The sequence below is a fragment of the Chitinasiproducens palmae genome (genome assembly GCF_900095735.1).
Taxonomy (GTDB): Bacteria; Pseudomonadota; Gammaproteobacteria; order Burkholderiales; family Burkholderiaceae; genus Chitinasiproducens; species Chitinasiproducens palmae.
Genome location: NZ_FNLO01000002.1, coordinates 615795 through 635422, shown reverse-complemented (window position 1 = coordinate 635422; position 19628 = coordinate 615795). Strand labels below are relative to the sequence as shown.

Here is a 19628-nt window from a genome sequence, read left to right as displayed (position 1 = left end):
GTGCTCCGCACAAGGCACGGCCGGCAGGACTTCTTCACCTACAACGTCGACAGCATCGCCCGGATGGCGGAACAGACCGCGCGCTCGCTGACGCTGTTGCTGTCGCTGATCGCAGTCATCTCATTGCTGGTTGGCGGCATTGGGGTGATGAACATCATGCTCGTCTCGGTGACCGAACGCACCCGTGAGATTGGCGTGCGCATGGCGGTCGGAGCACGACGCAGGGACGTGCTGCAGCAGTTCCTGGTCGAGGCGCTGCTGGTATGCGTCGCGAGTGGCGTGGCTGGGGTCGCGCTGTCGCTGGGCATCGGCTGGCTGGTCTCGTGGCTGGTCTCGTTGTGGCTCACGCAATGGCAACTGGTGTACTCGGTCGGCGCCGTCGCGTCGGCGCTGGCAAGCGCAACGGCGACGGGCGTGCTGTTCGGCTACGCGCCGGCGCGCCGCGCGGCCCGCATGCTGCCGGTCGACGCGTTGTCACGGGACTGAGCGAGCCAAGGCGCAACAGGGTCGCGCTTGACCGACGGGCGCTGATCGCCCGTAGGGCGATCTCCGACTTTCTCCAGCGCTCCGCGCAGGTCTCGCCTGGGGTTCATCTCGCCGGGCCCCGTCCAATCGCGTCCCATCGCGCCCGAGCGCGTGTCGGCCAGTACGCGCGCGCGCCGTGCCGTTACATCGGCGTGTCCGGTTGTGCCTGGTAGAACTGGGCCTGGCTACGGAACATACGTGCGTATTTTCCGTCGCGTGCGAGCAGCGCATCATGCGAGCCTGTTTCGACGATTCGGCCCTGCTCGAGCACCACGATGCGATCCACGAACCGCGTCAGTGCGAGTCGATGGCTGACGATCACGGTGCTCCGCCGTCTGGCGATACGCAGGATCAATCGCATGATCTCCGCCTCGAATTCGGGGTCCAGCGCGGATGTCGGTTCGTCGAAAAAGAGCAGGTCGGCCTCGTCGGCATGGGCCAGCACGCGCGCGATGGCGAGTCGTTGCCATTGGCCACCGGAGAGATCGACGCCATCGGCCATTTCGCTTGTCAGTGGCTGCGTCAAGCGCGTGCTCAGACTGTCCAGACCCACCGCGCGCAGGTGGGCCCTTGCCCGGCTGCCATCGCGCTCGTCGGGCATACCGAGATTCGCGATCACGTCGAATGGGAAGCGCGCGAAATCCTGAAACAGACCGACGACGCGCGGCGGCGCCGGCTCGGTCGCCCAACGCAGGGTGCCGGCGGTCGGTTGGTAGAGGCCGCTCAACAGCTTGAGCAAGCTGGTCTTGCCCGCGCCGTTTTCACCGACGACGGCGATCGACTCTCGCGGTGCAATCTCCAGGTCGACGTCGACGAGCGCGGGCCGCGCCGCGTCCCGGTAATGAAGGCTCACGCCACGGAGGGAAACGCTGCTTGCCGCCGGCGCGGCAACACCATCGATGCCGCCTCCGTCGGGTGTCGGCTGGCTTGCCCTATCACGTTGACGCGCGGCAAGGTGGGCCGCCGTCAACGCGCGTAGCGGGCGCGCGGCATAGGACACGCGCAGTACGTCGCCAACGTTGTAGATGATTGCCGCCAGGCCGTCTTTCAATTGCACCAACGCGCCGAGCAGGAAAGCGAGCTCGGCAATGGTGAAACGGCCCGCTGCACAGCCTGCCACGACGACGTACAGGGGTATGGCCAGGCAGCCGCTCGCGGCAATAGAGGTCCCGGCAAGCTTGAGGGCGTTGCGTGTGCGCACGCGCCGCATCGAATCGAGATAGGTCTTGTAACGATGCCGCCAGCCCGCGAGCAGGTCCTGCTGCATCCGGTAGACGCGCAGGTCCTTCGCGTACTCCGGCTGCGTCAGCACCCGTTCGACGATGCGCAGCGCATTGAAGGTCCCGGCATGGCGCTCGCGTACATCCCAGCTCTCGCGTTCCGCCCGGGCTCGGCAGTACACGGCGGGTGTCATCCCTGCCAGCATCAGCAGCGGGATCCACCACGCGGTGTGTGCGGTAATGACGAGGATCGGCGTCATCATCACGGTACCAAGGCAGACGGCGTACAGATGCTGGACCAGATCGCCGATCTCGTCGCTGGCCGCGGCCGCGAGGAGCGCCGTCTCGCGTAGCTGGGCATCTTCGTGAATGCTCAGGTCTGGATAGGTTGAGACGATCGCGTTGACCTGGCCCTTCAATCGCACTTTCGCCGCGTCCTCGAGCGTATCGACGACGAAGCTCGAAATGGCGTTCAGCCCGTCGTGGCAACCGCCAAGCAGGAAGTAGCTGAATACCAGTGCCATGACGGCCGCGACGCCGGCGTTCGAGCTGAGGCGACCGATCAGTTGCGCGTTGATGTAGAGCAACAGCGCCGGGATGGCACCGACCACCAGGTTGGACGCGAGCGCGAGACACATTGCGCGCGGTGCCGCGTGCCACAGCAGCGACAGCACTTCGTATAGATTGGCGACGATCTGACGGGCCGTCATGTTCGTCGAGGGCCGGCGAGTGCGCGCAGCGGTCTGAATTTCAGGCGCGCGGCGACGGCGTGCCGGGGACCCGAGAACCGGCCGAGCCACGTTTCGAGGTCGGTGACGCCGCGCATGAAATGATAGTCGCAGCCGAACTGCGCATTGGGATCGTCGGACGCGACAATGTAGGCAAGCAGGTGTTCACGGAACTTCGCCTGATCGACAAGGCCCCAATCGCTGAGAATCATCCGTTGTTCCGTGAGGCGCAGCAGGGCGCCGGCAGAATTGCGAAACATCCTGCGTGCCATCAGTGCGTAGCTGGTCTTGCCGCGCTTGTCGCTTGCCAACGCCGGCAACACGTCCCGATAAGCGTTGCGGGCCAGCATCTTGGCCGTGGCGTACGGGTTGGCGCGGTCCAGGCGCCGGTAGTCATGATGCAGATGCGGAGGACAGGCAAGCGTGAATGCGATCATCCTCGGGTCAAGGAACGGATGCGAGTGGGTGCAGTAGATATTCAACGTGTCGAAATACGCGGCCCTCGGATAAAGCATCGCCTCGACGTAGCGGTGGCCGAGATAGGCTCTGCCGCAGGCCGTGGGCGTTCGACCCGCGCTTCGCGCCTGTCGGCGGGCAGCGCTATGCAGATCTGTGTTGAAGTAGTCAGGTGTCGAGGCGTGTCCCCGATTCGCTGCCCGGAGCCATTCGCGCCCGGCAAGCCGTGGCGACAGCGCGGCGAGCATCTTGCGCAAATACGTTGGCGAGAAGCACGCAAGGCCGAGACTGCCGGTGAGATAGTCGTGGGCCGCGCGCACGCCTTCGTGCTTGCGGATCGCGTCATGGAGCCAGGCATAGCTCGACTCGCCCAGGATCAAGTCGCCTCCCTCGCCAGTCATCGCGAGCGCCACACCTTGCTCCTGAAACGCGTGCGCACACGCCTCCTTGGCAAGCGGGTTGGCGGCTGCATCGGGCCCGTCGATGTAACCGCCCTCGTCGGCAGCGCTTGGCAAGCGGAGAAAGCGGTCGGCGTGGACCACGCGGTGCGGTACGCCGCAGCGTTCGACGAGCAGCGCGACGAGCTGGTCGTCGTGGCTCATCGCAAGGTCCGCATCCTCGAAGCTCATCGTGGCACAGAACGGCAACGGCGCGTGCAGGGACAGGCTCGCCCCCAATATCGTGTTCGAATCGACGCCACCGCTCAGCATCAGACCGCTGGCGCCCGCCTCGATGCGATCCATCACGCACGCATTCAGGCATTCGCGCAAGGCAGTCTGCTGGGCCACCGGGTTGGACGACGAAGCGCACGCAGTCACTGACGGCAAAGACGGCGCCGGCTCGCGAAGCGTGCTGTCGCCGCCCGCATCGATCTGCAGGATGGTGGCCGGTGGCATCTTGCGGACCGCGCTGAAGAACGTACTGCAATCGCGCAATTCATTCTCGTCGACCATCACCGACTGTGTCAGATGTTCGAGACAGGCGGCGCGGTCGATGGTCATTGACACCGCGCGGCATAGAAGAAGCAGGCGCAGATCATTGCTCGCAACCCAGCGCCGGGGGCGCGGGCCAAGCGGACCGCAGTAGTAGATCGGATGCGTTGCGTAATGGTCAGTGAGCAACGCGAGATGCTTGGCGCCGAGCGCCGCATAGCTGAATTCACCTAGCGCGGGGCCGGCAATCGGATCGAAGCTCGGCATCTCACCGCGCAGGGCGGAAAAGCGCCGCGGCCCGCCCGGCTCGCGCAGCCAGCCGCTGTAGGCCGCGACAGCGTCAGAGGCGCGCGCACGGCTGCGCTGCGGACGTCGGGGACTGCACAGACGCAGATCCGCCTGCAGCAGCATGACCCATGGACGGTCGGTGCGCTCGAAGCGGTCGACCTGGATGTCGGCGAACGCATCGCTCAAGTCACGGATGTAAGTCTCGATCGATGCACGATCGTGGTTGATCAGTGCGCTCCAGACCCTCATAGCGTCGCTGCCCATGCAGCGATGGCCCGTTCCGGCGCCATCCGGCTCATCGGCCGGTATTCAGCCAAGTCGACTTGGCCCGGGTTCACGATCGCCGGCACCGTCATCCCCATTCCCAGTTCCAGCCAGGCGTGACCGACAATCTTGCCGTCCTGTTTTTTCACGCCCACTACCATTTCGCTGGGCAAACTGGAGGCGAAGGCCAGTAGTTGGGCGACGATGGTCGCCGAATAGCAGGACGCACACGCGGTGCCGACGTTGTCGATGCGATAGAGCGAATCGCACACGCGCTGTAGATGTAAGGGTGCCGTCCGTCGCGACAGGCATCCGAAGCGGCCGAGGACAGCCCCGGGGAAAACCGATTTGAAGATGGCCAGATACGCGTCCTTGACCGGGCGGTCGAGCAGGATCGCCCGAACCACGCCGTGAACGATGAATAGGTGGGTGTCGTCACTTTTCATGAAGCGCGCCGAGTTCGAGCAATGTCGAGATGCCTTCTAGAAGCAGCATGTGCTCGTCTTCCGTCAGATGCCGGCCGGCTGATAGTGTGTCGATCAATTCGGCGCGCCGCCAGCCCTTGCCACGTGTACGCTGCACCAGCGTCAATATGTCGGCGGCCGCACCCGAGACGCCGAAGTAGCCATCCTTCGTCTCGCTGTACAGAATCAGTTCGTCGCCAAGCGGGACGCAGTCGAGAGACGCACTGAGGAACAGGGAAGCGAGATCGGCTGCGCCGGCGGGTCGTCGAAATTCCATGGAACGGGTTCGGTTGTCCCGCAGCACGTTCGGGCGCTACCCCGCGCGTGCTGCTGCAAGTACAGGCGTTACGCGTCGGATCAGCCGCCCTTCACGCCGCGGCCGAAGATGCCATCACCCGGCCGCGACTTTTTCGACAGGATCAACGCGAGGAACGAGCCGTACGCCACGACCTTCGTCGGTTGCACTGCGGCAGTTTTCATCTTCATCTCCTTAGTTGTCGGGAAACCGCCAGGGAGGCGATTCCGATTGCGCACCACCAAGAGATTGGTACGCACTACGGAACATAGCAAATATGGCGAGGTAGTCCAGCATTGGTTGCGCGATTGACTGTTCATTTCTATCCATTTGTACGCGGTCCAGTCGCTCGCCTTGCGTCGGACCTGCGCGGCCCCGCGTCGAACCCGCGAAGCACGCTGAGCAGCAAGCGGTTAATGCGCGCCACGCGCGGCGTTCGCACAGCGCGTGTTCCTGGCCGGCGACGGCTGTTGCCCGGACTACTGCCTATCGTGAGTCTTCCCCGTGTCATTGCGCAGCGTCGCGACAAGGCGGGCGAGGAACCGTTCGACGCCGCTGGGCAGTCGACGATTTTCCATTACCATCACCTGCAGCCTGCGATTGGCAAGCAGCGGTTCATCGATCGCGCGTGCAACAAGCGACGAGGGACCTGCCACGTCGACCAGCGCAAGTCGACTTCCCAGCGTGATCGCGCCGGTAAGCGCGGCGAAGTGATGCAGCACGCTTGAATCGTTGCTGGTCAGCACCGGTTCGAACTGCACGCCACGGGCGGCGCAGCACCAGTCCAGCAGTTGGCGCACCGTCGTGCCGCGATCGAGCAACACCAATGGGTGCGCCAGCAGATCGTCGAGGCTCAGGCTCGATCTCGCAGACAGCGGATGGCTGGGCGGCATCAACGCACAGACGGGCGCGGCAATGCTGAAATAGACGCCGACCGCTTCCGAATGGATGGTGCCAAAAGCGAGACCGATGTCGACTTCGCCGGTCGCGATCCACTGCTCCACCTGCGCAGGTGTCCCGGACCGCAGCATGAAACGCGCATGCGGCTCGGCAGCGTGATGCTCCGCGAGCACGCTGGGCATGAAGGTGCGCGTGAAGCCCTCGGTACAGCCGATGCGTACGATGCGTCCACCCAGCGCGTGAGCGGCGGCAATGTCGTCGAGCACGGCGTCGCCCTCCAGCAGCGTCCGACGCGCGTAGCGCGCCAACGCCTCGCCCGACTCCGTCAACACCATGCCGCGCGGCATGCGATCGAAGAGCGGCGTGCCCACCTCCCGTTCCAGCTTGGCGATCTGCCGGCTGATTGCCGACACCGCGACGTGCAGCGCTTCCGAAGCTGCGGCCAGCGAGCCAGTACGTGCGACCTCGATGAAATAGCGGAGGGCGAGGGCATGGAGCATGGCGGTCGAGAGGCGCTTCTGTTGCCGAAACGGCAATGGTAGTGGCAAATATTGAAATTGTTGCGAATTTTTGTCGTTTCTAGACTGGCCTTGTTACCCAGCCTCCGATTCGACCATGCCCCAACCACTGACACGCGACGACGCCATCCGCCTGGCCCACGACGATTTCGACTCGGGTGGTTTCCTGCGTCACCTGACGCGCCGCGTGGCCTACAAGACCGAGAGCCAGGACAGTGAGCGGGCGCAAGTCCAGCAGGCATATCTGCTGGACGAATTGGCTCCCGAGCTTGCCAAACTGGGCTTTTCGAGCCGGCTCGTCGCAAACCCGATCGCGCCGAGCGCGCCATTCCTGATTGCCGAACGGATCGAGGCTGCGGCGCTGCCGACCGTGCTCACCTACGGACATGGAGACGTCGTGCTCGGCTACGACGCCCAATGGCGGGCCGGGCTCTCGCCCTGGACGGTGGCGGTGGAGGGCGATCGTTGGTACGGTCGCGGCACCGCCGACAACAAGGGGCAGCACTCGATCAACCTGGCGGCCCTGGCGGCAGTGCTCGCCGCGCGCGCGGGCCGGCTCGGCTACAACGTGCGGATGATCTTCGAGACGGGCGAGGAGATCGGCTCACCCGGGCTGCAGGAGGTGTGTGCGGCCGAGCGGGAATCGCTCGCGGCCGACCTGTTCCTTGCCTCGGACGGCCCGCGGGTCTCAGCAGAGCGTCCGACGCTTTTCCTGGGCTCGCGCGGCAGTGTCAATTTCGAGTTGAGCGTGACATTGCGCGACGGCGCCCACCACTCGGGCAATTGGGGCGGCGCGCTGCGCAACCCCGGCGTCGTCCTGTCCCACGCAATCGCCAGCATGATCGACGCCAATGGCCGAATCGATGTCGAGGGCCTGCGTCCGCCGCCCCTTGGCGGCGCGGTGCGGGAGGCGCTGGCGGACATCGTGCTCGGCAGCGACGAGAGCGCACCGGCCGTCGACGAGGATTGGGGCGAGCCGGGGCTGACGCCGACCGAGCGCGTGATCGGTTGGAACGCGCTCGAGGTGTTGGCGTTGCAATGCGGCAACGCTAACGCCCCGGTGAACGCGATCCAGCCCAGCGCACGCGCAATCTGCCAACTTCGTTTCGTGGTGGGCACCGACTGGGAGCGCCTCGACGCCCATCTGAATGCCCATCTTGCGCGGCATGGCTTCCCGCAGGTGAAGGTCAACGTTCTGCGCGGCGCCCCCGCCACCCGCCTCGACCCGCGCGATCCATGGGTGATCTGGGCGCTAGGGTCGTTGCAACGCAGCACCGGAAAGAAGCCGGCGCTGCTGCCCAACCTTGGCGGAACCGTTCCGAACGACGTGTTTGCAGGCACCCTGGGTCAGCCGACCGTGTGGGTGCCGCACTCGTACCCGGCCTGCGCGCAGCATGCGCCGAACGAACATCTGCTGGCCTCGGTGACGCGCGAGGCACTGGCGGTCATGGCAGGACTGTGGTGGGACCTGGGCGAGACAGGTGCGGCGGTCCTCGCCGAACGTGCCGCGCTTGTCGACCAAGCCGGTGACCCGCATGCCGGTCGTGCCGCGTTTTCGCAAGACGCCGTCGCGCCGCTGCCCGGCAGCCGCGACGCCGATCCGCTGTCCCACGACGTCCCCGCGTCCGCCCGAGTCCTCGCGCCATGAGCAAAAACAAACCCGTCAGCCTTGCCAGGATCGTCATTGCCACTTCGGTGGGCAATGCCCTCGAGTGGTTCGACATTGCGATCTATGGCTTCTTTGCGGTCTATGTTGCCAAGCACTTCTTCCCGGCGAGCAGTGAATCTGCCTCGCTGTTGCTGACGTTTGGGTCGTTCGGCGCATCGTATCTGGTAAGGCCGCTGGGTGGCGTGGTGCTCGGCGCCTACGCGGATCGTCGCGGCCGCAAGAAAGCGTTGATGCTGTCCGTCGCGCTGATGATGATCGGCACCCTGCTGATCGCCGTGATGCCGGGTTACCAACGTATCGGCGTGGCCGCGCCGATCGCGGTCTTCGTTGCGCGACTGATCCAGGGCTTTTCGGCCGGCGGCGAGTTCGGCGCCTCGACCGCGATGCTGATCGAACATGCACCGCATCGACGCGGCTTTCTGGCCAGTTGGCAATTCGCGACGCAGGGTTTGAGCGGGCTGCTGGCCGCGCTGTCCGGTTTCCTGCTGACGCAATGGATGACCCCGGCGGCGCTGTCGGAGTGGGGCTGGCGCATACCGTTCTTCTTCGGTCTGTTGATCGGGCCGGCGGGTCTGTACCTGCGCCGCTTCCTCGAAGACGCGCCGACCTATGTCGAGGCGGCACACGCACAGTCGCCGGTGCGCGAAGTCTTCGGGCATCAGAAGCTGCGGCTGCTGATCTCGATTGGCGCGCTGACCGTATCGACCGCGGTCAACTACATGCTGCAGTACGTGCCGACCTTCGCGATCCGCGAGTTGCATCTGCCCGCTTCGAACGGCTTCGCGGCTGGCATCGTCGCCGCGCTGATCCTGACGGTGGTCACACCGTTCGCAGGCCTGCTGTCGGATCGCATCGGCCGACGCAAGCAGATGGCGGCGGCCGCGGTGATTCTTGCGGTCAGCAGCTATCCGGCGTTCGCCTACATGGGGCGTCACGCCAGCGTCGCGTCGCTTTTCATGGTGGTCGCCTGGTTCGCGGTGTTGAAGTCGGTGTACTTCGGCGCGCTGCCGGCGCTGATGGCCGAACTGTTCCCGGTGTCGACCCGCGCCACCGGCATGTCCGTCGGCTACAACATCGGGGTGACGGTGTTCGGCGGTTTCACCCCCGCCATTATCGTGTGGCTGATCAGCGCCACTGGCGACAAGACCTCACCGGGCTATTACCTGATGTTCACGGCGGTACTCAGTCTCTGCGCGCTGGCCGGTGCCGGCCAGCGGCGGCCGCGGATGGTGGCTGCCTGAGCGGAAACGAGCCTCGATGTCGCCGGTGTTCTTACCGGCCTCGCGGCGCCCGCTGCCTCTGAGAGCGGATGCCGGTAACGCGCGGGGCCACGTCGAACGTTCGGCGGCCCGCCCAGCGGCGCGATGCTGGCGGCCTTCGCTCGTGTCGCCTTGGTGGCGAACGCAGTCCGTCTGGCGCGCGGTCGACACCCTAATCGGCGTATCGTCGCAGCAGCACATACATGCGGGCTCTCACAGATTCGCGAATGCCGCCATGACAGCCGGAGTGTGGGAGATGCGCACTTGCGGCGCCCCGGCGTCAACGCACGCCACCCAGTTGCTTTGCTTCAACGTCTTCGCGCTTCGGCACCCGGCTGGACATCCAAATCTGCAGCGCGCCATAGCATGCTGCACTTGCAGCCATCGCGCCGATCATGAAGCCGAAACCGCTGTTGTACGAGTTGGAGGCTTTGACCAGGTAGCCAACTGCCAGCGGCGCCAGCAGTCCACCGATCTGACCACCCGTGTTGATGGTGCCCGCGAACATGCCTCGTGCGCCGGCGGGGGCGAGCTGCACGACGAGCGCCGCGTACGGTGTGAGGCAGCCGTAGAGCAGGAAGGCCGTGGCGGACAGCGCGATCACGCAGGATTGGATGCTATGCGCGCTGTATGCGACGTACAGCGTCGCACCTGCTGCAAGCACGCTGGTTGCCAGCAATGCGGGCTGTCGACGATATAGCCAGCCACTGCCAAGCCTGCCGTACACCAGAATGCCGACACAGCCGAAAAGATAAGGAATGGATGCCGCAAGGCCGAGCGCCTTCAGGTCGATATGCCGTTGCGCAACAAGGTAAGATGGAACCCACCCGAGAAAGCCCCAGTAGCCAACGCTGAATGTGAAGTAGCCGAAGAACATCATCCACGTGCTGGGCTGGCGAGCGAAAGCGCGCCACTGAGCGCGGCGCTCGTCGGACGTCAGCGTGTGCCTTTGTCCTTCGATCGCGTCGCGCGGAATCAGGAAGAAGACCAGCAGGGCGACGATCACACCGGGAACCGCGAACACGAAAAACACGGTGCGCCAGTCCGCCGTGCGTAGAATGGCGGTAGCGATCGGGGCGACGAGCGCCGGACCCAACGCGAACGCGGTCAGCCACATGCTATGCGCGCGGGCCGCTTCCCGGTGCGTGAAGTTGTCGCCGATGAGCTTGTAGAAGCCGGAGTTGATCGCACCTTCCGACAGGCCGAAACACAGGCGTGCAGCGATGAGCGCGGCGAGCGTCGTGGCCAGGCCCGTTGCACCGGTGAACACCGAGAACAGCACGGGCGCGACAACTAACATCGCTTTTGTGCCAAAGCGGTCCGCGAGAAAGCCGCCTGGAATCTGCATGATCGCATATCCCAGCGCGAAAGCCGCGAGCAACAAACCGAATTGCGAAGCGTCGAAGCCGAGTGATTTCACCATGGTCGGACCCGCAACCGAAATACTGGTGCGGTCGAGATAGTTGACGAACTGCAGCAACCACGAAAACAGCAAAAGTCGGAATTTGATGTTCATTGTCTTACTCGTAGTGGAATGCTGTCGGTCAAAGTGAGTGAGTACGTCAAAGCGGGCGCAAGTCGGCCTTCATGCCGCGCCAGTTTTCAACGTAGTTGAGCGCGGCCTTCTTCAAGCGTGCAGCGGCGTCCGCGTCAAGCGTCTTTAGGACTTTGGCGGGCGCGCCGACAATCAGCGAATTTGGCGGAAATACCTTGCCCTCGGTCACCACCGCGCCCGCGCCGACTATGCTGCCGTCACCGATCGTGGCACCGTTCATCAAGATGCTGCCCATCCCGACGACAACGCCATCGCCGATCGTGCAGCCGTGGATGATCGCGGCATGGCCGATGGTCGTGTCATCGCCGATCGTGACCGGATAACCCGGATCAACGTGCAGCACGGCGTTTTCCTGCACGTTGCTGCGTTCGCCGATCAAGATCGGCGCATGATCGGCGCGTGCCGTCACCCCGAACCAGACGCTGGCGTCGCGCTTGAGCGTCACGTTTCCGATCAGGGTGGCGGTCTCGGCAACCCAGTGGTCGCCGTCGGCAGGTAAATTTGGCGACAGGTCGCGAAAGGAAAAGAGCGGCATGGGAATGTCCTTGTGCAAGAATTGATGAATGAACCTGATGACGTACGAGAGTCACGCGATCAGATCGCGCGATCGGCTTCGCGCCAAAAGGTTTTACGGATCGCCTTCTTGTCGGTCTTTCCGGCGAGATTGCGCGGCAGCGCATCGACGATCGTCACCCGCTTGGGTGCCTTCACGCTGCCGAGGTGCGTCTTGCAATGCTCGATCAGTTCGGCCACGGTCAACGCGCAGCCCGGCTTCAGTTCGACAACGGCGGTGACCGATTCGCCCCATTTTTCGTCTGGACTACCAACGACGGCGCAATCGTGAATCGCTGAGTGTAGGCGGATGACGTTTTCGACCTCTGCCGGATAGACGTTGAAGCCGCCCGAAATAATCACGTCTTTGATGCGGTCGACGATGTAGAGGTAGCCATGCCGGTCGATGTAGCCGACGTCGCCCGTGTGCAGCCAGCCATTTCGAACCGTGTCGCGGGTAGCCGATTCGTTTTCAAAATAGCCGCTCATGATCTCGTATGACGCGCAGACGATTTCGCCGGACGTACCGGCAGGCGCGTCGCGTCCATCCGAATCGATCACCTTGATGCGGTAGTTGGGCGAACCGCGTCCGCAGCTTGCGAGGCGTCCTGGATGATGGGCCATCGCCTCAGCGTGTTGGGCCGGCGTGAAGATTGAAATGGTGCTGCTTGCTTCGGTCATGCCGTACACCTGCGCGAACACGGGGCCGAACACGTCCCACGCTTCTGCCAGACGATGCCGGGACATCGGAGCCGTGCCATAGATGATGTAGCGCAACGACGAATAGTCGAATGTGCGCACCGATGGATGCGCGAGCAACGAGTAGATCAGCGTCGGCGGCATGAACACCGAGCTGATCCGGTGCGTTTCGATATAACGAAGCACCGTGTCGGGCGCTGTCGAATTCAGGATGTGATGCGTTCCACGCGCTTCGAACACCGGCAAGGCGATCGACCCGGCGGCATGCGATAGTGGCGTGAGCACCAGGCTGATCGGTGGCGCGTCGAATGGGAGCGCGGTTAGGTAATCCATCACCTGCAATACCTGGCACAGGTTGGTGCGCTTGACGCCTTTCGGTTCTCCGGTCGATCCGCTGGTCGTGCGTAAGACGGCCGTGTCGAGGGGCCCGACGGGAATGCTCGGGTCGCTATCCGGAAATTCGGCCAGCCAGTCGTCGAGGAAGATAAGCCCTGGAACGCGTGCGTCGATGCACACCAGTCCCTTGAGCGTTGGCACCGCGCCCCTGATCGCATCGGCCTGTTCGGCAATCTGACGATCGACGAACAACCATTCGGCGCCGAATCCGGCAAGAATGCCGATCGCCTCGGGCACAGCGGCTTTTGGGTTGACCGGCAACCACACATAGGACGTTCTGTTGATGCCGAACTGGCACACGAACGATGCGGGGTGATTGCTCATGTAGGTCCCGATGCGCGCACCGGCAGCGAGCCCGGTGGCGATCAGCGCGTTCGCGAGCGCACAGCTTGCTCGCTGAAGCGTGCGATAGCTCATCACATTCTCGCCATGCACGATGGCCGGGAAATCGGGAGATGCCTGAGCGGAACGGTCCAGAAATACGTGCGCGCCGTTCATGCCACAGTGCTCCCTTTCGTCGCCAGCGGTTGGTCCACGAAGCGCGCAAACGTATCGAGCGGCTCACGCTGCGCTCGGATCGTATTCACTGGCGCATGCATGTCGGCATAACCCAGCGCCATGCCGCACACGACGACGTGACCATCTGGAATCGCGAGTTCTTTTCTCACGATGTCGTGATAACGCGCCCACGCGCCTTGCGCGCACGTGTCAAGGCCATAGTGACGCGCCGCGATCATCACCGATTGCAGGAAGATACCTAGATCGATCCAGCTGCCTTTTTCGAGCACACGTTCCAGCGTGAAGATCAGGCCGACGGGGGCGTCGAAAAAGCGATAGTTTCGGCCAGCCGCGTCCCGGCTCGCAGCGCGATCGCCCTTGGCAATGCCGAGCGAGCGATACATGTCCCAGCCGACGCGACGCCGCCGCGAGAGATACGGCTCGGTCATCGGATCCGAGTAGTAGCGGTATTCGCCGGCTACGTTCGCACCAGCTTCACGCTCGGGTTCGGCGCGCCGAACCTGAGCGACGTGCTCGCACAGACGCGTCTTGGCCGCGCCCGACACGACGATGACGTGCCACGGCTGGGTATTGGTGCCGCTCGGCGCATACCGGGCGGCGTCGAGGATCTGTTCGATGGTGTGCCGGCTGACCTGTTCGGGCTGGAAGGCACGAATCGATTGACGCTCGAGCAAGGCGGCGAGTGCGTTGGGCGATGGATGTCTTGGCATTGGCTGATTCGATGAAGCGGCTGCAAGAGGCGGCTGCAAGAGGCGGCTGCAAGAGGCGGCTGCATCAAGCGGCTGCATCAGGCGGTGATTTTTGACGCGCTACACTCGATTCGCTCCTCGCGTCCGGTGATCAAGGCGACCGTATTGCTGCGGAGCAAGGCACTACGAGTGACTGATTGGATTGAGACGATGGTAGGGCGCCAAATTTGGAGCACGCCAATAACAAATCGGACTGGCGTCGATCACCAATCGGCATGGCAAGCACTAGAACAGCGTTAAGACATGGAACTGCGGCAACTGAGGGCGGTACTGGCGATTGCCGACACGGGCAGCGTGACCAAGGCCGCGGAGCAACTGCACGTGGTGCAACCGGCCATCTCCCGGCAATTGCGGATCATTGAGGGTGAACTCGGCACGGCGCTGTTCGTGCGCGCGTCCAATGGCATGGCGCTCACCGAGGAAGGTCGCGCATTCGTCAATCACGCCCGCAAGGCGTTGAGCGAGCTGGATCAGGCTGTAACGGATATCCGTCCCGCGAAAGGCGTTGTTTCCGGGCTGGTTTCGGTGGGAATGCTGCCCAGCGTGAGCGATCACATTGCCGGCATGCTTCTGGCTGAGGTGCAGCGGCTTTATCCGCTCGTGCGCCTGAGGCTGTCGTGCGGCTACGCGGGCGAGTTGCAGGAGTGGGTGCAGGACGGGACCGTCGATCTTGCCGTACTGTATGACGCCAAGGCGAATGCCGCGATCGAAGCGATGCCCCTGCTCGATGAGCCGCTTTATCTGGTGTGTTCCAACACGCTACCGCTGCCCAAGGGCGAACGTGTTCCATTGGACGCGCTGCGCAACCTGCCGCTGATTTTGCCGAGCGGCCGGCACAGCGTGCGCGGCATACTCGAAGACGCGTGCGCCGTGGCTGGCATCGCGCTCGACGTCATCGCCGAAGCTGACGCGACGCAGCTGACCAAGGCGCTACTCCTGTCCGGCGCCGGCTATACAGTGCTGGCCGGAATCGCAATCGCGGACAGCAAGCTCAAGGGACAAGTGTCGAGCGTGCCGCTCGGCATACCGCCGCTAAGACGACGCGTGACGCTATGCTCTGGCGTGGTCAGGCGCGAACTCGAGCCGGTCCGACGGGTGAGGGAGGTCGTGCAGACGATTGTGCACAGACTGACGCTTTGCGGAGAATGGCCGGGGGCGGTGTTGTTGGCGGCGGGGTGATCCCATGTTGGGGACCGCAACGTGCAGTCGGATAGCAATCGGACGATGCGCCGCCGCAGGTGGCTGCTGGCGGCGACAAGTCAACTCGGCGGCGTGCGCGTCGCGGCCGGACACTTTCCGTCGTGCGCCGCCGCGTTCGAGAGCGCGGGAAAGGAGCGATGCGATCGAGGCCGATCAAGCTGTGCGCCGGTGGCGTTCCGAAACGCTGGCTCTAGTGGCACCGAGCATGTCGGGCGTCAGATAGGCCGGTGATGGGTGTCGGGGAACAGCACGTTGAACACCCGATGTTCGACCCCACCGAGCTTGGCGTGCAGCCATTCCTTCACCCCGGAGGATACCCGCCCCGGCCGCGCGCCGCGGCTTTCGGCCAACGGCCTTCTGTACGCCTGCGTGGCCTTCGCGGCGCGGGCGCGCCGATCAAGTCCGTCCCGGCCGCTGACGAGCCATGACGACGTGACCGATGCTTTTGTGCATGACGAGAGGCCGAGGCAGTCTTCCTTGGATGAGACGAAAGCTTGCAAGCGGCGGACCTGTCCTACCGCTGCCGTCAACCTGTGCTGAGATCGTCGCGCGCAATCGCGCGCTGAGTAGCCGGGTCTGGCGTCGTGTAAGCGTCGCCTGGCGGAGGGTTCTGAGCGGTCCATGGTGCGCTCCATCCACATGACCAGGCCTCGGGATGGAGTCTAAAGCCGCTGAGCCAGCGCGCGGAGTGTCGACTATCAAAAACCGTCGTGTGGTGGCGGGTGCCAACAAGAACGCAGAATGCCCGCGGGGTCTGGCGCTCGGTCTGCGGAGGTGTATGCGAGGCGAGTCACCGAAGGCGCGGCTGTCCGCGTCCCACACGTCGCGAGTCCACCTAGTGTATGGACGATCAGTAAGCGTAGGCTGCGCGCGCCAAAACGCGACGTAATCGAATCCGGCGTCTGACCGGGGCGGCGGCGGTAATGCGACTTCCATTGGCGCGAGACCGTGTCAACGCGGTCTCGCGTCGTCGTGGTGCTTGCATTCGCCTACCGATCCGACACTGATCATTCTCGAGGCGACCCGCTTGCATGTCGCTGCCGCCAAGGCCGACGGCCATATCGCCTAGCGTTCACGTAGGGACCCGTGGGACGAGTTTCCCGCCTGTCGTATGGGTCCCGGCGTGAAACGGCGAAGCCTCGGCCGACACCCTGCATCGCGGACGACGCCGGCAGCACCACCCGACGCCGCTACCATCGAGCGCCAGTGGCAAGTATGAGCCCGTCGGCCGATACGATCCACGCATCGGTCGATGCAAAAAATGCACTTATCAGATGGTGACCAATCGGCGACCCTTCCGGCTACAACGAGACGCAGTATGTGCGTCAAACATGGACGGAGATCAGCATGATGCCTCACCAAGCGCCCGGCAGCGTGGCTGCCCGCGCGCGCGCGATCCTGCGCGTCACTTCGGGTAACTTCCTGGAGCAGTTCGACTTTTTCCTCTTCGGCTTTTACGCGACGTCGATCGCGGCAGCGTTCTTCCCGTCGAGCAGCGAATTTGCGTCGCTGATGATGACCTTCGCCGTATTCGGCGCCGGTTTCTTGATGCGCCCGCTCGGCGCCATCTTCCTGGGCGCCTACATCGACGAGGTCGGTCGCCGCAAAGGCCTGATCGTGACGCTGGCGATCATGGCCGCGGGCACCTTCCTGATCGTGCTGGTGCCTGGCTACGCCAGCATCGGCATGTTCGCCCCTTTGCTCGTCCTGCTGGGTCGTTTGCTGCAGGGTTTCTCGGCCGGAGCCGAATTGGGCGGGGTGTCGGTCTATCTTGCCGAAATTGCCACGCCGGGCCGCAAGGGTTTCTACACCAGCTGGCAATCGGGTAGCCAGCAGGTGGCGATCGTCGTCGCGGCCGCGCTGGGCTTCGGCCTCAATCGCTGGTTCGCAGCCGAAGCAATTCGCGACTGGGCGTGGCGCCTGCCGTTCGTGGTCGGCTGCGCGATCGTACCGTTCATTTTCCTGCTGCGGCGCAAACTGGAAGAGACCGAGGAGTTCGCGGCTCGTCGGACGCGGCCGGTGCTGCGCGACGTGCTGCGCACCCTGCTCGCCAACTGGACCGTGGTGGTCGCCGGCATGCTGATGGTCGCAATGACGACGACGGCGTTCTACCTGATCACCGTCTATGCGCCGACATTCGGTAAGACGGTGCTCAAGCTGAGCACCGCCGATAGCCTGCTCGTGACGCTGCTCGTCGCTGTCTCGAATTTCATCTGGCTGCCGATCGGCGGTCTGCTGTCGGACCGTTTCGGACGCAAGCCGCTGCTGGTGGCGATGACCGTGCTGACGATCCTGACCAGCTATCCGGTCCTGTCCATGCTTGCGGCGGCGCCGAGCTTCGGCCTGATGCTGGCGGTGCTGTTATGGCTCTCGTTCCTGTACGGCCTCTACAACGGTGCGATGATCCCGGCGCTTACCGAAATCATGCCGGTGGAAGTGCGGGTGGCGGGCTTCTCGCTCGCGTACAGCTTGGCCACTGCCTTGTTCGGCGGCTTCACGCCGGCGATTTCCACCGCGCTGATTCACGCCACCGGCGACAAGGGCGCACCGGGTTACTGGATGAGTTTTGCCGCACTGTGCGCGCTGGTCGCCACCCTGTTCCTGTACCGCCGCAGCGCTGCTCGCCTGCGCGCTGCCTGACCCGCTCGACCACGGACAAGAAAGAACATGAAGATTTCGGTAAAGCATTTGATGGGCGCGGCGTGTCTGCTGGCAGCAGGCACGGCCCAGGTAAGCGCGGAAGAGATCAAGGTAATGACCTCGGGCGGCTTCACCGCTGCGTATCAAAAACTGGGGCCGGCATTCGCCACCGCGCACGGCGACACGTTGACCACGATCCTCGGCCCGTCGATGGGGAAGGCGCCTGAAGCGATTCCGAACCGGCTGGACCGCGGTGAACAGGCAGACGTCGTGATCATGGTCGGCTACGCGCTCGACGAGTTGATCAAGCAAGGCAAGATCGAGCCCGGCTCGCGTGTCGAGCTGGCGGATTCACGCATCGGCGCCGTGGTGCGAGCGGGCGCGCCGCGCGTGTCGGTCGGCACGCCGGAGGCGCTCCGCGAGACGCTGCTGCACGCGCGCTCAATTGCTTACTCGGACAGCGCCAGCGGCGTCTATGTGCAAAACGAGCTGTTCGCGAAACTGGGCGTGGCCGACCAGGTCAAGCCGAAGTCGAAGATGATCGAGAAGACCCCGGTCGCCTCGGTCGTCGCGAAGGGCGACTACGAGCTTGGCTTCCAGCAGGTCAGTGAATTGCTGCCGGTAAAGGGGGCGACGTTCGTCGGCAAGATTCCGGAATCGCTGCAGTCGGTCACGCGTTTCGCCGGCGCCGTTCCGAAGGGCGCTGCGCACGCGGCCGAAGCTCGGGCCTTGCTGCAGTATCTGGCGTCCCCGGCCGTTCAACCGACGGTTCGCGCTACTGGCCTTGACTCGGTCTCGGCCCAATAGAAGCAGCACTGACAGCGCGGAAGGCGTACCGGGCATCGTCGGGCGCCATCTCGCGCTGTGCATGGACCGGGCCCAAGCCGTGGCGATGCGCTGGCAGCCAGCCACGGTTGTCAAAGCGCTGACCCAGCCAGGTCCGGCTTTCGTTGGCTCGTTCGACGCCAACTCGGCTTCCTCCGCCGTCACTGCCCAAGGTCAGCGCCCACCGTGCATGCCGATGCGACGCGCTTGCAAGCTGACCGAAGGCTGTCTCGGCTCCGGTCGGTCTGGCATGCGCCCGTTCATGGCGCGATAGTCGCGATCAGCAGCGCTCGCGTTCCTGGCGAACCGTGGCGATGGTCAGCCAACGATGCTCAGCGAACGCGTGATGGATGTCGTGACTGCGATCAGCATCGCCGACAATTGGACCCCGGAAGTGACCACCTCCGCCACTTCAGCATGTCCGTGTCCGGTCGGTCAGGCGAATGGAAACGCGTGGCCAAGCACGCGTCGTAGTGCTGGCGCGAGACCACGCCGTTGCCGCCATACGCTTGCACGTCTAAGGCGCCGCTTGTTCGAGCGGCGCGAATGTCAAATGCATGTCTAACGCGGCAACGACCTTCAATGATCGTTGCGAATGCTGCATGTCTGTTTAACGACAGCGCTTCCTGTTCGCTATCGCTGCTGTTCGCCCGTTGGTTTTTCTCGAAGCTGAGCAGAGGAGACCAGCGGCTACTCCCGTTAGTGGCAACAAACGTGCGTACACCGCTCTGATTATCTTGCCCGGGCAGGCCGTTCCGGAGGCAAGGTAGCTTGTTCAGGCGCGACGGAATGTGTCCACGGAGCCTGCGGCACTTGCACCGTGTCGGCGCACCGTCTCCGTTACCTTCGTGAGGTCGCGCATGGCGCGATCGCTCCGGCGTGGCCCGCTGTGAGCAGTTCAAGCCCCGCTTACAGAACCTTTGAAAAACCTCGCATGTCGCGCCGGCCCTCGCTCTCGTTTGAAACGCCGACGTC

Annotated in this window: 16 protein-coding genes and 1 pseudogene; 6 read left to right on the top strand and 11 right to left on the bottom strand. The window is 64.1% G+C overall.

Annotated features, from left to right (window positions below):
* Positions 1-63: 63 nt before the first annotated feature.
* Positions 64-486 carry an FtsX-like permease family protein gene (locus tag BLU54_RS24595; RefSeq protein WP_328586103.1) on the top strand — a complete coding sequence of 141 codons (423 nt, stop codon included), beginning with the start codon at positions 64-66 and terminating at the stop codon, positions 484-486.
* A gap of 181 nt (positions 487-667) precedes the next feature.
* Here BLU54_RS24595 and BLU54_RS05850 read toward each other — a convergent pair whose 3' ends face one another.
* The 6 genes from BLU54_RS05850 to BLU54_RS05830 form a co-directional block, all read right to left on the bottom strand.
* Positions 668-2455 (bottom strand): ATP-binding cassette domain-containing protein, encoded by a 1788-nt coding sequence (locus BLU54_RS05850; protein WP_091905924.1) that lies wholly within the window; start codon positions 2453-2455, stop codon positions 668-670.
* On the bottom strand, positions 2452-4398 hold the full coding sequence (locus tag BLU54_RS05845) for an asparagine synthase-related protein (RefSeq protein WP_170845038.1): 1947 nt from the start codon (positions 4396-4398) through the stop codon (positions 2452-2454). The genes BLU54_RS05850 and BLU54_RS05845 overlap by 4 nt, the downstream gene beginning before the upstream one ends.
* Positions 4395-4859, bottom strand: coding sequence for a lasso peptide biosynthesis protein (locus BLU54_RS05840; RefSeq protein ID WP_091905920.1), 465 nt, complete (start codon positions 4857-4859; stop codon positions 4395-4397). The genes BLU54_RS05845 and BLU54_RS05840 overlap by 4 nt, the downstream gene beginning before the upstream one ends.
* The gene (locus tag BLU54_RS05835) at positions 4849-5154 is read right to left on the bottom strand and encodes a hypothetical protein (RefSeq protein ID WP_091905918.1); all 306 of its coding nucleotides are present in this window, start codon (positions 5152-5154) and stop codon (positions 4849-4851) included. Before BLU54_RS05835 ends, BLU54_RS05840 begins: the two co-directional genes overlap by 11 nt.
* A gap of 80 nt (positions 5155-5234) precedes the next feature.
* Positions 5235-5357: a lariocidin family lasso peptide gene (locus BLU54_RS24345; protein WP_268874502.1), complete on the bottom strand. Its 123-nt coding sequence runs from the start codon at positions 5355-5357 to the stop codon at positions 5235-5237.
* Positions 5358-5651: 294 nt separating this feature from the next.
* Complete coding sequence (locus BLU54_RS05830) at positions 5652-6572, bottom strand: LysR family transcriptional regulator (RefSeq protein WP_091906041.1); 921 nt, start codon at positions 6570-6572, stop codon at positions 5652-5654.
* Positions 6573-6687: 115 nt separating this feature from the next.
* Between BLU54_RS05830 and BLU54_RS05825 the strand changes: the two are divergent.
* Positions 6688-8100: pseudogene (locus tag BLU54_RS05825) on the top strand (M20 family metallopeptidase); the annotation flags it as partial.
* 134 nt (positions 8101-8234) lie between these two features.
* Positions 8235-9500: an MFS transporter gene (locus BLU54_RS05820; RefSeq protein ID WP_091905914.1), complete on the top strand. Its 1266-nt coding sequence runs from the start codon at positions 8235-8237 to the stop codon at positions 9498-9500.
* A gap of 298 nt (positions 9501-9798) precedes the next feature.
* Here BLU54_RS05820 and BLU54_RS05815 read toward each other — a convergent pair whose 3' ends face one another.
* The 4 genes from BLU54_RS05815 to BLU54_RS05800 are packed head-to-tail and all read right to left on the bottom strand — an operon-like array spanning position 9799 to position 13949.
* Positions 9799-11034 (bottom strand): MFS transporter, encoded by a 1236-nt coding sequence (locus tag BLU54_RS05815; RefSeq protein WP_091905912.1) that lies wholly within the window; start codon positions 11032-11034, stop codon positions 9799-9801.
* A 46-nt stretch (positions 11035-11080) separates the two neighbouring features.
* Positions 11081-11608 carry a gamma carbonic anhydrase family protein gene (locus tag BLU54_RS05810; protein WP_091905910.1) on the bottom strand — a complete coding sequence of 176 codons (528 nt, stop codon included), beginning with the start codon at positions 11606-11608 and terminating at the stop codon, positions 11081-11083.
* Between the two features lie 59 nt (positions 11609-11667).
* Positions 11668-13218, bottom strand: a complete 1551-nt coding sequence (locus tag BLU54_RS05805) for an AMP-binding protein (protein ID WP_091905908.1) — start codon at positions 13216-13218, stop codon at positions 11668-11670.
* Positions 13215-13949, bottom strand: coding sequence for a nitroreductase (locus tag BLU54_RS05800; protein WP_091905906.1), 735 nt, complete (start codon positions 13947-13949; stop codon positions 13215-13217). The genes BLU54_RS05805 and BLU54_RS05800 overlap by 4 nt, the downstream gene beginning before the upstream one ends.
* A 282-nt stretch (positions 13950-14231) precedes the next feature.
* Here BLU54_RS05800 and BLU54_RS05795 point away from each other — a divergent pair, with 282 nt between their 5' ends.
* Positions 14232-15167 (top strand): LysR family transcriptional regulator, encoded by a 936-nt coding sequence (locus BLU54_RS05795; RefSeq protein WP_091905904.1) that lies wholly within the window; start codon positions 14232-14234, stop codon positions 15165-15167.
* 236 nt (positions 15168-15403) lie between these two features.
* Here BLU54_RS05795 and BLU54_RS23125 read toward each other — a convergent pair whose 3' ends face one another.
* A complete protein-coding gene (locus BLU54_RS23125; protein ID WP_139169507.1) occupies positions 15404-15688 on the bottom strand; it encodes a hypothetical protein in 285 nt (94 codons plus the stop codon).
* An 850-nt stretch (positions 15689-16538) separates the two neighbouring features.
* Here BLU54_RS23125 and tcuC point away from each other — a divergent pair.
* Positions 16539-17828 (top strand): MFS transporter, encoded by a 1290-nt coding sequence (gene tcuC / locus BLU54_RS05790; RefSeq protein WP_407919397.1) that lies wholly within the window; start codon positions 16539-16541, stop codon positions 17826-17828.
* 27 nt (positions 17829-17855) lie between these two features.
* Positions 17856-18635 carry a substrate-binding domain-containing protein gene (locus BLU54_RS05785; protein ID WP_091905899.1) on the top strand — a complete coding sequence of 260 codons (780 nt, stop codon included), beginning with the start codon at positions 17856-17858 and terminating at the stop codon, positions 18633-18635.
* Positions 18636-19628 lie beyond the last annotated feature (993 nt).

Bases quoted from the DNA above. Each gene is read 5' to 3' on its own strand.
- BLU54_RS24595 (WP_328586103.1), top strand. From the start codon at position 64: ATGGCGGAACAGACCGCGCGCTCGCTGACGCTGTTGCTGTCGCTGATC.
- BLU54_RS05850 (WP_091905924.1), bottom strand. From the start codon at position 2,455: ATGACGGCCCGTCAGATCGTCGCCAATCTATACGAAGTGCTGTCGCTG.
- BLU54_RS05845 (WP_170845038.1), bottom strand. From the start codon at position 4,398: ATGAGGGTCTGGAGCGCACTGATCAACCACGATCGTGCATCGATCGAG.
- BLU54_RS05840 (WP_091905920.1), bottom strand. From the start codon at position 4,859: ATGAAAAGTGACGACACCCACCTATTCATCGTTCACGGCGTGGTTCGG.
- BLU54_RS05835 (WP_091905918.1), bottom strand. From the start codon at position 5,154: ATGGAATTTCGACGACCCGCCGGCGCAGCCGATCTCGCTTCCCTGTTC.
- BLU54_RS24345 (WP_268874502.1), bottom strand. From the start codon at position 5,357: ATGAAAACTGCCGCAGTGCAACCGACGAAGGTCGTGGCGTACGGCTCG.
- BLU54_RS05830 (WP_091906041.1), bottom strand. From the start codon at position 6,572: ATGCTCCATGCCCTCGCCCTCCGCTATTTCATCGAGGTCGCACGTACT.
- BLU54_RS05820 (WP_091905914.1), top strand. From the start codon at position 8,235: ATGAGCAAAAACAAACCCGTCAGCCTTGCCAGGATCGTCATTGCCACT.
- BLU54_RS05815 (WP_091905912.1), bottom strand. From the start codon at position 11,034: ATGAACATCAAATTCCGACTTTTGCTGTTTTCGTGGTTGCTGCAGTTC.
- BLU54_RS05810 (WP_091905910.1), bottom strand. From the start codon at position 11,608: ATGCCGCTCTTTTCCTTTCGCGACCTGTCGCCAAATTTACCTGCCGAC.
- BLU54_RS05805 (WP_091905908.1), bottom strand. From the start codon at position 13,218: ATGAACGGCGCGCACGTATTTCTGGACCGTTCCGCTCAGGCATCTCCC.
- BLU54_RS05800 (WP_091905906.1), bottom strand. From the start codon at position 13,949: ATGCCAAGACATCCATCGCCCAACGCACTCGCCGCCTTGCTCGAGCGT.
- BLU54_RS05795 (WP_091905904.1), top strand. From the start codon at position 14,232: ATGGAACTGCGGCAACTGAGGGCGGTACTGGCGATTGCCGACACGGGC.
- tcuC (WP_407919397.1), top strand. From the start codon at position 16,539: ATGCCTCACCAAGCGCCCGGCAGCGTGGCTGCCCGCGCGCGCGCGATC.
- BLU54_RS05785 (WP_091905899.1), top strand. From the start codon at position 17,856: ATGAAGATTTCGGTAAAGCATTTGATGGGCGCGGCGTGTCTGCTGGCA.